The sequence below is a fragment of the Collinsella sp. LCP21S3_D3 genome (assembly GCF_052118305.1).
Lineage (GTDB): Bacteria > Actinomycetota > Coriobacteriia > Coriobacteriales > Coriobacteriaceae > Collinsella.
The window spans coordinates 118681-131509 of the sequence record NZ_JBQKHK010000006.1 but is presented as its reverse complement, the minus strand read 5'-3'; the positions used below and the strand labels follow the sequence as shown (position 1 = coordinate 131509).

11 protein-coding genes are annotated in these 12829 nt (G+C 62.2%); 4 read left to right on the top strand and 7 right to left on the bottom strand.

The annotated features are described in order from the left end of the window. Positions 1 to 4 precede the first annotated feature (4 nt). The 7 genes from ACTQ1S_RS04440 to ACTQ1S_RS04410 all read right to left on the bottom strand — a co-directional run bounded on the left by ACTQ1S_RS04440 (position 5) and on the right by ACTQ1S_RS04410 (position 7078). Positions 5 to 1186, bottom strand: coding sequence for an HAD-IIIA family hydrolase (locus ACTQ1S_RS04440; RefSeq protein WP_441547161.1), 1182 nt, complete (start codon positions 1184 to 1186; stop codon positions 5 to 7). Beyond that, positions 1187 to 1843, bottom strand: coding sequence for a D-sedoheptulose-7-phosphate isomerase (locus tag ACTQ1S_RS04435; RefSeq protein ID WP_441547160.1), 657 nt, complete (start codon positions 1841 to 1843; stop codon positions 1187 to 1189). Further along, positions 1843 to 2844: a GHMP family kinase ATP-binding protein gene (locus tag ACTQ1S_RS04430; RefSeq protein WP_441547159.1), complete on the bottom strand. Its 1002-nt coding sequence runs from the start codon at positions 2842 to 2844 to the stop codon at positions 1843 to 1845. The genes ACTQ1S_RS04435 and ACTQ1S_RS04430 overlap by 1 nt, the downstream gene beginning before the upstream one ends. A gap of 34 nt (positions 2845 to 2878) precedes the next feature. Then, a complete protein-coding gene (locus tag ACTQ1S_RS04425; protein WP_441547158.1) occupies positions 2879 to 3628 on the bottom strand; it encodes a sugar transferase in 750 nt (249 codons plus the stop codon). Between the two features lie 84 nt (positions 3629 to 3712). Further along, the gene (locus tag ACTQ1S_RS04420; RefSeq protein ID WP_441547157.1) at positions 3713 to 4303 is read right to left on the bottom strand and encodes a hypothetical protein; all 591 of its coding nucleotides are present in this window, start codon (positions 4301 to 4303) and stop codon (positions 3713 to 3715) included. A 322-nt stretch (positions 4304 to 4625) separates the two neighbouring features. Continuing rightward, positions 4626 to 6389 carry a threonine--tRNA ligase gene (gene thrS / locus ACTQ1S_RS04415; protein ID WP_427747304.1) on the bottom strand — a complete coding sequence of 588 codons (1764 nt, stop codon included), beginning with the start codon at positions 6387 to 6389 and terminating at the stop codon, positions 4626 to 4628. Between the two features lie 257 nt (positions 6390 to 6646). After that, positions 6647 to 7078, bottom strand: coding sequence for a double zinc ribbon domain-containing protein (locus tag ACTQ1S_RS04410; RefSeq protein WP_006234085.1), 432 nt, complete (start codon positions 7076 to 7078; stop codon positions 6647 to 6649). Between the two features lie 797 nt (positions 7079 to 7875). On the opposite strand from ACTQ1S_RS04410, the gene ACTQ1S_RS04405 reads away from it, so the two are divergent. The 4 genes from ACTQ1S_RS04405 to ACTQ1S_RS04390 all read left to right on the top strand — a co-directional run bounded on the left by ACTQ1S_RS04405 (position 7876) and on the right by ACTQ1S_RS04390 (position 12728). Beyond that, on the top strand, positions 7876 to 9348 hold the full coding sequence (locus tag ACTQ1S_RS04405) for an NAD(P)/FAD-dependent oxidoreductase (protein WP_441547156.1): 1473 nt from the start codon (positions 7876 to 7878) through the stop codon (positions 9346 to 9348). Between the two features lies 1 nt (position 9349). Continuing rightward, positions 9350 to 10771 (top strand): NAD(P)/FAD-dependent oxidoreductase, encoded by a 1422-nt coding sequence (locus ACTQ1S_RS04400; protein ID WP_441547155.1) that lies wholly within the window; start codon positions 9350 to 9352, stop codon positions 10769 to 10771. Between the two features lie 2 nt (positions 10772 to 10773). Further along, a complete protein-coding gene (locus ACTQ1S_RS04395; protein ID WP_441547154.1) occupies positions 10774 to 11172 on the top strand; it encodes a DUF1667 domain-containing protein in 399 nt (132 codons plus the stop codon). A gap of 467 nt (positions 11173 to 11639) precedes the next feature. Then, positions 11640 to 12728, top strand: a complete 1089-nt coding sequence (locus ACTQ1S_RS04390; RefSeq protein ID WP_441547153.1) for a M24 family metallopeptidase — start codon at positions 11640 to 11642, stop codon at positions 12726 to 12728. The last annotated feature ends 101 nt before the right edge of the window (positions 12729 to 12829 follow it).

Here is a 12829-nt window from a genome sequence, read left to right as displayed (position 1 = left end):
ATCATCAAATATGCTTGTCAAACGAAAGCGCCTCCCCCGCCCACTCAAACGCAACACACGCGGCCTTGGCGGCCACTTCGTCGCTGGTCTTGTCTCCGAACATTACGCATCCAGCTGAATTTGCGTCAAAGTCACGCATAGCAGCCTGCAGCATTCCTGGTGCGGGCTTACGGCATTCGCACGGCCCCGTGTAGTCGGGGTGGTGCGGACAGAAGTACCAAGCGTCCACATGGACGCCGAGCTTTTCCAGCTCATCCTCCATGCAGCGATGAAGACGGCGCATATCGGCCTCGGTGTAGAGGCCCTTGGCGATTCCGGCCTGGTTGGTCACGACGACGACCTTATAGTCGGGGTCATCGGAGTAACCACGCATGATGTCGACTGTGGAGGGGATCAGTTCGAGCTTCTCGGGCTCGTGCAGGTGCCCCGTGTCAACGTTGATCGTGCCGTCGCGGTCGAACATGGCGAGCTTCCAAGACCTGGCGAGCGGCGCAAGCATCGTCTGCGCGAGCTCGTAGTCCTCCGGCACGCCGATGTCGATGAAGCCACCGGGGCACTCCACGGCGCGCAGTGCCCCTTCGCCAACGACGCGCTCGAAGTAGTCGCTCTCCAGGGAGAACTTCTCGGGCATGTTATTCAGGGCGTCCCTGCGCAGCAGGTAGACGCCCGCGTTGATGAGGCCCTCCTCGCACGGGCGCTTCTCGTGGAACGCGGTCAGGGAACCGGCGGCGTCCACGTCGACCGTCCCGTAGCGCTCGAAGCCGCGCATGCGCTTGACGGCGATGACGGCTGAGACGCTATCTGAGGCATCGGCCGCGGCCGCCTCCATGGCGGCGAAGTCCACGTCGAGCCAGGTGTCGCCGTTCAGGACGAAGACGCAGTCCGACTGACACCTGCTAAGCGCCCTCTTGACGGCGCCGCCGGTGAACAGCGGCATCTCCTCGGGGCTGTATTCGATTGCCATGCCGCGGTACGCGGGGCCGAAGAAGCCCTCGATCTGCTCGCGGCGGTAGCCGTCAGCCACGACCGCGCGGTCGAATCCCGCGGCGGCGAGCTGGTCCATTATGAAGCGCAGGAACGGCCTGCCGGCGACGGGCGCCATGGGCTTGCAGACGTCGGGCACGACGTGGGCGAGCCTGGTGCCGAAGCCGCCCGCCAGCACGATTGCCTCGCGAAAGGGGCGCATCTACTCGGCACCCCCGAACATGTCGGCCTCGACGGCTGCGCAGAGGACATGGTAGGTGGGAAGGTGAAGCTCCTGGACGCGGAAGACCTCGTCGCGGGGCACGCGGACGCAGACGTCGGAGATGCCGGTGAGCTTGGATTCTCTGGCGCCGGTGAGCGAGACCACGCGCACGCCCTTGGCGCGGGCGACCTTCGCGGCCTCGACGACGTTGGCGGAGTTGCCCGAGGTCGAGATGGCGAGCAGGACGTCGCCGGGCTCGCCGTAGCCGTAGACCTGCTGGGCGAAGACGCCGACGGCCGCCTCGTCGTTGCCGAACGCGGTGGAGAGCGCCGTCTGAGAGACGAGCGAGATGGCGGGAAGGGAGCCCTCGAGCCATGCGGGCGCATCGGAGCCGTTGGCCTCGCGGTACGCCTCGGAGAAGGCCCCGTCGACGGGGCGCTTGAAGCGGAAGCTCTTCATGAGCTCGCCGACCGTGTGCTCGGAGTCGGCCGCGGATCCGCCGTTGCCGCAGACGAGCAGCTTATTGCCCGCGCGGAAGGACCCGGCGATCAGCTCGCGCGCCGCGCGGACCTCCGCCTCGCAGGCGAGCATCTCGGGGTAGTTGCCGAAGAAGGTGGACAGGCACTCGTCGCCCGTCTGGGGGCACTTGGTATCCATTAGCGGGATCCCTCCAGGTCGTAGTCCTCGGGCCCGTAGTAGACGACGGAGGTCCCGCCGTCCTCGAACTCGAACGGTATGTAGAGCAGGTCGGACATCGCCCGGCGCACGGACTCCTGCGCGTCGGGCTCCACGTAGAAGACGAGGAACCCTCCCCCGCCGGCGCCCAGCAGCTTGCCGCCGAGGGCTCCCGCGTTCACACCGCGCTCGTAGAGGGCATCGATGGAGCCGGTGGAGACCTGCGAGCCGGTACCGCGCTTGAGGCGCCAGGTGGTATCGAGCAGGCGGCCGAACTCTGAGAGGTCCGCCGACTTGTCGGTGAGCACACCCTCGGCCACGTCGACCAGCGCCAGCATCTCCTTGAGTTGGGCGGTCTTGTCGACCACGCGGTTGGCCTTCTGCATGTCCGAGGAGAAGCGGGTGAAGCCGGTGAAGAACATCATCAGGTTAGAGTTGAGCTCGCGCTTGCGCTCGGGCGAGATGACGATGGGGCGCACCGAGAAGTCGCCGTCGGCGAAGTCGATGCGGTTGAGGCCGCCGAACGCCGCGGCGATCTGGTCCTGCCAGCCGCCGGCCTCGGCGCACAGATCGCGCTCGAGCCTGATGGCCTCCCTGGCCAGGCGGTCCTTGGAGGCATAGGTGCCCTTCATGCAGTGGAAGGCGTTGAGCATGCCCACGGCGAAGGACGATGAGGTGCCCAGGCCCGACCGGGCGGGCAGGTCGGCCTCGTAGGCGATGCGCACCTCGCGCATGTCGAGCATCTGCATGGCGTTGCGGACCGCGGGGTGCTCAAGCTCTGAGGGGTCGGAGACCCGCTCGATTTTGGAATAAACGAGCTCGGTGGAATAGTCGAAGAAGCGCGGCAGGTGGCGCGCCGTGACGTAGCAGTACTTGTCGAACGTGGTCGAGATGACCGAGCCGCCGTGCTCGTTGAAGAACTCGGGCATGTCTGTGCCGCCGCCGAAGAACGACATGCGGAAGGGTGTGCGAGTGATAATCATTTCTCAAGAACCTATCTTCAATAACTAAAGGGAATTAACTAGCGCCGCCACCGGTAATGACCTCGACCACCGTGAGCAGCACAATCTTGATATCGGTCAGAACGCCCCTCTTAGCGATGTACTCCAAATCGCGGCGAACCATGCCGTCGAAGTCGGTATCGTTGCGGTCAGTCACCTGCCACCAGCCGGTAATACCTGGCTTCACTGCCAGGCGCTGCAGGTCGTACTCGGTGTACTGGGCCACCTCATTCGGCAGCGGCGGGCGCGGGCCCACCACGGACATCTGGCCCAGGAACACGTTCAGGAACTGCGGGAACTCGTCGATGGAGTGCTTGCGGATGAACTTCCCGATCTTGGTGACGCGGGGGTCCTCCTTCATCTTGAACATGGCGCCAGCGATCTCGTTTAGCTCCTTGAGCTCGGCGAGGCGCTCGTCGGCGTCCTTGTACATGGATCGGAACTTCCACATGCGGAAGGTGGTCAGGCTGCCGTCAGGGCGGGTCTGACCAATGCGGATCTGGCTGTAAAACGAGCTGCCCTCGCTCTCCATGCGAATGGCCGCCGCCAGCACCAAGCTGGGGATCGCGATGACGACGAGCACGGCACCGCTGAACACGATGTCGAACGTGCGCTTGACGGTGCGGTAGGCTAGGCGCGAGCGATCCCAGTCCATGATGGATTGCATGGCCTTGTTGCGGCCGACGCCCTCACGCCGGTCCATGGCCTGAGCAATCAGCACCGCCCCCGCGGGCGCGTTGCTCTCTGTTACTTCTTTAGCAGCCACAGTCAAACTTACGTCCCCGTTCCCCAGGGATCCTCCAATCGATAAATTCAAAAATACGAACGAATAGCTGTTGCAACGTCTCCCTTACGTTTTGCTGGGAACATCGAGCGGCAGCAGCTCCCTAAATGTGGAGTCACCCTCGCCCACGTCCACCAGGCACCAGCGCTTATGACGGTCGATCTTCTTTACACGGGCCTCTTGCCCCACCAAGGGACCCTGCTCTATGTGCAACACGCCGTCTTCTATGCGGGCTACGCTGTTGCGCACCACACCGTCGTCGTCCAGTACGCTGCGGTACCAGTCCTGCGCATCGTCCGGCATGGGCATGTACGCCCGCTCCCTACTGCCGGCGATGCGACAGCCAAAGCTCAACTGGGCCAAAGCCCTATCGAGCGCGGCGGCATCGTGCGTGGCGACGAAGAAATATTCCTTGTACATAGGTTTGGTTTGGAGCGACCAGGCGCCGTCCCGCTTAAACCAGAACTCCTTTTGCATCACAAAAGCGTCCTGCATAAGGTTGTGCGGGATAATGCGGCGAACCTTTTCGCAGGTCTCGCGCTCTTTTCCATTGGGGGTGTGGACCAGATACCAGCGGACGCGGCCGTGCTGGCTATTGGTGGTGGCGCCGTTAAATGCGCCCGGCAGCTGCTCTTGGCGCCGTGCCGTCTGTCCCATGTTCTCGCCCCTCTTTTTGGCTTTGCGATGCACGCAAATGCAGGGGCGTTTAGAACAGGCTTCTCGCTCGCAGCTAGGCGCAGTCGCAAAAGTACAGGTTTTCGTATCTATCGACACAGGTCATTATACGAGTTAATTCAGGCCGTTTTCCCAGATTACGCAAATTGCTGCGCAAGCAGACACATCTCCATACCCCTCTACAAAAACCTGTACCTTTTTGTGCAAAAAACCGCTCATCCAGCGGCTTTTTTTGTTTGGGCATTAAAAAAGGCGACCGCCCTTTGTGGACGGTCGCCTTATACGTATTGTTGTTTTGTTCGCCTTAGGCGCGAGTCTTAATCTCCTCGGTCACCTTAGCCACAAACTCATCGACGCTCATCTGAACGGTCTCGTTGGAACGATCGCGGACGGAGATGTTGCCGGCCTCGACCTCCTTCTCGCCCAGGATGAGCATATAGGGCACGCGGTCGATGCTGCGGGCCTCACGGATCTTGTAGCCGATCTTCTCGTCGCGATCGTCGCAGACCACGCGAATGCCGGCCTCTTCCAGCTTGGCGCACACCTCGTGGGCATAGTCGCGGCTCTTCTCGGAGACCGGAAGCGCCTTGACCTGCACGGGGGCCAGCCAAGTGGGGAACTTGCCCGCAAAGTGCTCAATCAGAATGCCAATAAAGCGCTCGATGGAGCCAAAGCACACGCGGTGCAGCATAATGGGGCGCTTCTTGGTGCCGTCGGCATCCACGTACTCCAGGTCAAAGTTGAGCGGCATCTGGAAGTCGAGCTGGACGGTACCGCACTGCCAGGTGCGGCCGAGCGAGTCCTCCAGGTGGAAGTCGATCTTGGGGCCGTAGAAGGCGCCGTCGCCCTCGTTGACCTCGTAGTCCATGTGCAGCTGCTCAAGAGCGGTGCGCAGACCCTCCTCGGCTCGTGCCCAGTCCTCGTCAGAACCCATGGAGTCCTCGGGGCGGGTGGAAAGTTCAACGTGATACTTAAAGCCAAACTTCTGGTATACGGAGTCGATAAGGTTGACCACGCCCACGATCTCGTCGGTCAGCTGGTCGGGGCGCACAAACAGGTGGGCGTCGTCCTGGTTAAAGCAGCGCACGCGGAACAGGCCGTGTAGGGCTCCGCGCAGCTCGTGGCGGTGCACCAGGCCAATCTCGCCGGCGCGGATGGGCAGCTCGCGATAAGAGTGCGGCTTGGAGGCGTACACCAGCACGCCGCCCGGGCAGTTCATGGGCTTAATGCAGTACTCTTCGTCGTCGATGACGGTGGAGTACATGTTGTCCTTGTAGTGGTCCCAGTGGCCCGAGGTCTTCCACAGCTGCTTGTTCATGATGAGCGGCGTGGAGATCTCCACGTAGCCGGCCTTGTGGTGGATCTCGCGCCAGTAGTCCAGCAGCGTGTTCTTAAGGATCATGCCGTTGGGCAGGAAGAACGGGAAGCCGGGGGCCTCGTCGCGCATCATAAAGAGGTCCATCTCGCGGCCGATCTTGCGGTGGTCGCGCTTCTTGGCCTCCTCCAGCATGTGCATATGCTCGTCGAGCTCTTCCTTGGTGGCAAAGGCGACGCCGTTGATGCGGGTGAGCATCTTGTTGTCCTTGTCGCCCTTCCAGTAGGCGCCCGAGACGCCGGTGAGCTTAAAGGCCTTAAGGGCCTTGGTGTAGCAGATGTGGGGGCCGACGCACATGTCGATGTAGTCGCCCTGCTGGTAGAAGGTGATGCGGGCGTCGTCGTCCAGATCGCCGATGTGCTCGACCTTGTACTTCTCGCCGCGCTCCTCCATAAGGGCGATGGCCTCGGCACGGGACTTCTCGTACACGGAGAACTTGAGGTTCTCCTTGACGATCTTTTTCATCTCGGCCTCGATCGCGGGGAAATCGTCCTCGCTGATCTTGACGCCCTCGGGCAGGTCGACGTCGTAGTAAAAGCCGTTGTCGGTCGCGGGGCCGTAGGCAAAATCGGCCTGGGGGTACAGGCGCTTGATGGCCTGCGCCATGATATGCGCGGCGGAGTGGCGGATGACGTGCGTGACCTCGTCCTGCGGGAGCTCGGCCACCGAACCGTCATTGTAGAGTGCCTTCATGGGTATGTTTTCTCCTCTCGGATGCCTTGTGCAAGTGCTGCTTGGCGCCGTGCAGTGTGCATTGCGCTTGCCGGCGCGTGCGTTTTGACTTGCATCATTATAGGCAGGTTACCTAGGTATACAAGCGCCCGCCGCACCTGAATGGCACGGCGGGCGAATTTCTACGCATGCTTCATCGCGTGGGGCGGGTGCAGGGCGCGCGGCGTTCGCGTGGCGCGCGGGGCCCGTGGCTTGCGGCCGGCCCGGCGATGGATGCGCTACTGGATGCGAGTTCGGCAGTAGGGGCAGACCTTCCAGTGTGCGTCGAGCGGGCGATGGCAGCTGGGGCACACGTTGCGCACCTGGGTATCGCACACCGGGCAGACCACAAAGTCCTTCTCGATGGGCGCACCGCACTGCGGGCAGGTGCCGTACTGGGCAAGCTGGCGCTCGCGCAGGGCCATGTCCAGCTCCTGCTCCTCGCGGTCGGCCGCATAGGAATGCGGGCGCAGGACTAGGTAGGCAATAAGGCCTACAAACGGGATGAGGGCAATGATGCCCCAGGCCACATAGGCACTGGCGCCGCGGCGACGGGCGTCAATAAACACATAGACGACCGACAGCACGTACAGGGCGATGATAAAGCCAACAAAGGCATAGATGACGCCCATAAGCTGCGGCGACATGAGCTCAGAGATGTACTTGGACATTACGGATACCTTTCGGGGTAGTTACAACTCGAGTTAGTGTAACACGGGGGTTAACGATTTGGCAGGTCGCAGGCATGGGCGGATAGAAACATCTCAATCTTTAACAGGTGAGAGCGGAATCCGGGTCCAGATGTTACAGAATTAGACAAATCGTTCTCTCCCAGACTTAAATCTCAATCTGTAACATCTTGGCTCCAGAATCAGTCCCTACTGTTACAGATCAAGATGAACGGTGAGCCCTCCGTTAAATATCTCAATCTGTAACAACTAGGGGCCAGAAATCCTTCTATCTGTTACAGATCAAGACAAAGGAAAATGTCCAATCTCAATATCTCAATCTGTAACAACAACTCGGCAAAAACAGGTCTAACTGTTACAGATTTAGACATTCGAAACCGACTGATGGGTTCATCTAAATCTGTAACGTCTAGAACCCAAAACGGTCCCGAGATGTTACAGATCGAGACAGATGACCTCTCCCTGACTTTAAATCTCAATCTGTAACACATAGGACCGATTTTCTACTCTTACTGTTACAAATCAAGACAAACAGAGGGCCCGCCTGGCAAACGTCTCGATCTGTAACATCTGGAACCCAACTCTTCTGCTTACCGTTACAGAACGAGACAAACCTTTGACAACAGGGGTGCCAGACGAGGTCACCGATTGACCTGAGTCTCCCCTCGCCTGCCGTTGGCGGATGCAGCGGGGCTGTTCGCCGCATTGCCGCTGCGCGGGGGATGCGCACACCGTAGGATAGCTTTATTGACAGCCTGTCAACTCTTCTGGGAGGCACTGTGACAGAAACGTTTGATATCGCGATTGTGGGCGCGGGCATCACCGGATGCGCCATCGCGCGGCAGCTCGCACGCTATGACCTGTCCATCTGCGTGGTCGAGGCGGCCAACGACATTGCCCTGGGCGCGTCGAAGGCCAACGGCGGCCTGGTGCACGCCGGCTACGATCCGGCGCCGGGCACGGTTAAGGCCCAGGTCAACGCCCGCGGCTGCGAGCTATATGGCACGTGGGCCCAGGAGCTGGGCTTTTTGTTTTGCCGCACCGGGTCCATGGTGCTGGGCTTTAGCGACCAAGACCGCGCGCAGCTGGAGCAGCTGCAAAGCAACGGGCTGGCAAACGGCGTACCCGAGTTGGCGATCATCGGGGCCGAGCGCATCCACGAGCTGGAGCCGCGCGCCAGCGCCCAGGCCACGTGCGCGCTGTGGTGTCCCTCGACCGGCTATGTCGATCCGTTTGAGGTCGCCATCGCCGCGATGGAGAACGCCGTAGCCAACGGCGTGACGTTTGTGCGCTCCGCACCGGTGGAGACGATCGAGGTAGCTCCCGGCGCTGGCGACAGGAGCGGTGACGGGACCGCTCGTTTTACGCTGGTGACACCGGCCGGTGATGTGCGCTGCCGCTATTTGATTAACGCGGCGGGCAACGGCGCCGCAGACATCTCGCATATGGCGGGCGCCGAGGAGTTCCAGATGGTCTGGCGCCAGGGCAACATTGTGGTGCTGGACAAGGAGCCGCGTGCACTCATGCCGCTCTACCCCGTTCCCACGCCGGTTTCCAAGGGCGTCATCGTTACGGGCACCGTCCACGGCAACACGGTGATCACCGCGACGGCCGCTGTGCGCGAGGCGGGCGACACGCAGACCTATGCGAGCGATGTCGACGCGCTGCTGGGCGGCGCGCGCAAGCTGGTGCCCGATCTGGACACGCGCCGCGTGGTGCGAGCGTTTGCCGGCGGGCGTCCGGTCATTAAGGGAACGAACGACTTTTTTATTGGACAGTCCGCCGTGGTGCCGGGGCTGTTCCAGGCGGCAGGCATTCAGTCGCCGGGCGTAGCGAGCGCTCCGGCCATTGCCGAGCGCATGGAGCAGGTGCTGCGCGAGGCGGGCGTTGCTTTGCGCGAGCGGGCCGATTGGGATCCGATTCGCCGCGCGCCGGACGACTTCGACCGTGCGCCGCTTGCGCGCAAGGAAGAGCTGATCGAGTCCGACCCCGCGTGGGGGCAGATCGTCTGCCGCTGCGAGACGGTGCCCGAGGCCGAAATCGTGGCCGCGATTCGACGCCGCCCGGGTGCGGTTTCGGTCGAGGGGGTCAAACGCCGCTGCCGTGCCGGCATGGGTCGGTGCCAGAGCGGCTTTTGCCAGAGCCGCGTGGTGCGGATTCTGGCCCGCGAGCTGGGCTGCGATCCCAGCGAGGTGCTGCTGGAGGACACTGGCTCGTGGCTCGTTGAGGGACCTTTGAAGGGGGTGCGCTAGGATGGCGACGAGTATCGATATGGGTGCGGTATCGGGCGTCGAGTGCACTTGCGCAGATGCCGACAGGGCATCAATTGCTGCCGGCGCCGTGCAGACGCAGGCGTTCGACGTAGTCGTTATCGGCGGCGGACCTGCCGGCATGGCGGCCGCACTTGCCGCACACAAGGCCGGAGCGCGCGTGGCCATCGTGGAGCGCGAGCAGCACCTGGGCGGCATCCTGCGCCAGTGCATCCACCCGGGCTTTGGCCTCTCACACTTTAAGCAGGAACTGACCGGTCCCGAGTACGCACAGCGCTTTATCGACCAGGTGCGCAAAACCGATATCGCACTGTTCCTGGACAGTATGGTGATTGGGATCGACTCAAGCGAGGACAAAGTCGCAGGCGCGGGCGCAAGTGGCGCGGCGAGCGAAGCCTCGACACACACCGTCACGCTCATGAGCCCCGCCGGCATGTTGCAGCTCACCGGGCGCGCCGTCGTCCTTGCCATGGGGTGTCGCGAGCGCACGCGCAGCGAGATCAAGATTCCCGGCAGCCGCCCCGCCGGCGTGTTTACCGCCGGCCTGGCGCAGCGATACATCAACATCGACAACCTCAAGCCCGGCTCGCGCGCCGTCATTTTAGGCTCGGGCGACATTGGGCTCATCATGGCGCGTCGCTGCACGCTCGAGGGGATTTCGGTCGAGGGCGTGTACGAGCTTATGCCATACGCCAACGGCCTGCGCCGCAATGTGAAGAACTGCCTGGACGATTTTGGCATTCCGCTGCACCTGTCCACCACCGTCACACGCGTGATTGGGCACGACCGCGTGGAGGCCGTCGAGGTGAGCCAGGTCGACGAAAATCTGGCGCCCATTCCGGGGACCGAGCGCATCGTTTCGTGCGACACACTGCTGCTTTCGGTAGGTTTGATTCCCGAGAACGAGCTTTCGGTAGGCGCGGGTGTTGAGCTTGACCCGCGCACGCGCGGCGCCGTGGTGGACCAGAGCCTGCAGACGGGCGTGCCGGGCATCTTTGCCTGCGGCAACGTGCTGCACGTGCACGACCTGGCCGACAACGTGACGACCGAGTCCGAGCGTGCCGGCGCAGCCGCGGCGACGTACGCGCTGGGGACCGGCGCGGATGTCGAGACGGGCGCTGGCTGCCAGCTCACGGTCTCCCCTGCCGACATTGCCGGCTACGCGCTGCCGGGACGCATTACGGCCGTGGCACTCACCAGGCTCAACTTCCGCGTGCGCCGGCCGGTCGATGCCGCCCGCGTGCGCATTCTGGCGGACGACGAGGAACTGCTTACGGGCAAGGTCCGCGCGTTTAAACCGAGCGTTATGGAAAGCTTCCCGCTGCCGGCAAAGGTGATACAGCGAGCGCTCGACCTGGGTGCCAGCGAGATTATCCTTTCCGTCGAGCCCGTCGAGGAGGCATAGCCATGAGCACAAATGCGATCGAGACGCTACAGTTCAACTGCACCACCTGCCCATCCGAGTGCCTCCTTACGGTGGAAGTGGAGCGCGGGGCCGACGACCGCGTGGCGACGGTGCGCGCCGTGACCGGCAACAGCTGCCCGCGCGGCGATAAGTTCGCACATCAGGAGCTCACCTACCCCATGCGCGTGCTCACCACTACCGTAGCAGTATCAGGCGGCGACGAGGCACTGCTGCCCGTTCGCACGGCCGAGGCCATCCCGCTCGAACTCCATGCCCAGACCATGGACCTCATCCGCGGCCTAGTGGTCAAAGCCCCCATCCGCATGGGCGATGTAGTCCTCCCCAACCTCCTAGACACCGGTACCGACCTCATCGCCAGCATGGACATCGACCCGGCCTAAGCAGCTCGTTTGGGACGGTGCTCTTTTAGCTACCCCGCCATCCACCCCGCCCCTCCTCAATTGCGGTGAAATAATTCCCGATTTCCGCCAAAACCCCGGCATCCAGGAACTATTCCACCGCAACTTGCCTTGGGATCGGTATTTAGCTTGTGCCTACTTTAGTGCCATTTCAAAACTATGCCGGATTACGGGGCTGATTCGGAGACCCCCACCCATACCGGCAATTTTCGATTTTTGATAAGCCTTCTACCTGCGGTTTTAATTTCGCGATTTTTCCCATGGTCAAGCAATACAGGTCCGGCCCCGTAATCCGCCATAGTTTTGAAACTAGCCCATTTGGGACGGGACCATATTGACTACTTTTACCTATCAGCTCGCATGTTTGACGCAGCTAAAATAGCCCCGTCCCAAATTGACTACCCTGGCATTGGGGATACCATGGTGGCAACCTAACGAAAGGACGATGTATGGCACATGTCGATGACCAGCGCGTGGCACGCGTGCTCGATGCGCTCGAAGCTCAGCACCCCGGTGCGCAGCTGCTCGTAAACGACCCGTGGTCGATTTATTACCTGACCGGCTTTTATGCCGATATGTTCGAGCGTTTTTGCGGCGTACTGCTCGCACGCGGTAGCGAGCCAGTGATCTTGGTCAACGCGCTGCATCAGCTGCCCGAGTATGACAATGCCCGCGTCGCGTACCACACCGATACCGACGTCGTGGCCGACGCCATCGCTCGCGAGGTTGATCCGACCAAACCGCTCGGCATCGACACCGTCATGCGCTCCGGCTTCTTGATGCCCCTCATGGAGCGCCATGCCGCGAGCGAATTCTTCCTAGGCGATTTTGCCGTGACCGCCGCGCGAACCTACAAAGACGCCGCCGAGCAGGAGCTTATGCGCGTGTCCTCGGCCGCTAACGACGCCGTGACGGCCGACGCGATCGAGCTCGTCCACGAAGGCGTGACGGAGCGCGAGATCGCCGACCAGATGCTTGGCCTGTATCGCAAGCACGATTGCGAGGGCTTTAGCTTTCCGCCCATCGTGAGCTTTGGCGCCAACGCCGGCGACCCGCACCACGAGCCAGACGATACGGTACTCAAGCGTGGCGACGTGGTGCTGTTCGATATTGGCGGACGTCGCCGCAACTATTGCTCGGACATGACGCGCACGTTCTTTTGGGGCGAGCCGGACGAGGAGACGGCACGCATCTACGACATCGTGCGCCGCGCCAACGAGGCCGCCGAGGCGCTCATCGCCCCGGGCGTGCGCATGTGCGACCTGGACCGTGCCGCGCGCGACGTGATTGAGGACGCGGGTTATGGCAAGTACTTTACGCACCGTCTGGGACACTCGATCGGCCTGCAAGACCACGAGCCGGGTGACGTCTCGCTCGTCAACGAGCAGGTCGTAGAGCCGGGCATGACGTTTTCCATCGAGCCGGGCATCTACCTCCCCGGCCGCACCGGCGTCCGCATCGAGGACCTTGCCCTGGTCACCGAGAGCGGCGTCGAGATTCTCAACGCCTACCCCCACGATCCGGTCCGCCTAGACTAGGCAATGCGGCAAAGGGACGACCCCTTTGCCGCATCACATGAATGCCGCCACGAAATGGGCCTATCTACTACGTTTAACCCGCATGGGGCGACCATACGGGT

Excerpts from the sequence above, each read along its gene's own strand:
- ACTQ1S_RS04435 (WP_441547160.1), bottom strand. The coding sequence starts at position 1,843 with ATGGATACCAAGTGCCCCCAGACGGGCGACGAGTGCCTGTCCACCTTC.
- ACTQ1S_RS04430 (WP_441547159.1), bottom strand. The coding sequence starts at position 2,844 with ATGATTATCACTCGCACACCCTTCCGCATGTCGTTCTTCGGCGGCGGC.
- ACTQ1S_RS04390 (WP_441547153.1), top strand. The coding sequence starts at position 11,640 with ATGGCACATGTCGATGACCAGCGCGTGGCACGCGTGCTCGATGCGCTC.
- ACTQ1S_RS04440 (WP_441547161.1), bottom strand. The coding sequence starts at position 1,186 with ATGCGCCCCTTTCGCGAGGCAATCGTGCTGGCGGGCGGCTTCGGCACC.
- thrS (WP_427747304.1), bottom strand. The coding sequence starts at position 6,389 with ATGAAGGCACTCTACAATGACGGTTCGGTGGCCGAGCTCCCGCAGGAC.
- ACTQ1S_RS04420 (WP_441547157.1), bottom strand. The coding sequence starts at position 4,303 with ATGGGACAGACGGCACGGCGCCAAGAGCAGCTGCCGGGCGCATTTAAC.
- ACTQ1S_RS04400 (WP_441547155.1), top strand. The coding sequence starts at position 9,350 with ATGGCGACGAGTATCGATATGGGTGCGGTATCGGGCGTCGAGTGCACT.
- ACTQ1S_RS04395 (WP_441547154.1), top strand. The coding sequence starts at position 10,774 with ATGAGCACAAATGCGATCGAGACGCTACAGTTCAACTGCACCACCTGC.
- ACTQ1S_RS04410 (WP_006234085.1), bottom strand. The coding sequence starts at position 7,078 with ATGTCCAAGTACATCTCTGAGCTCATGTCGCCGCAGCTTATGGGCGTC.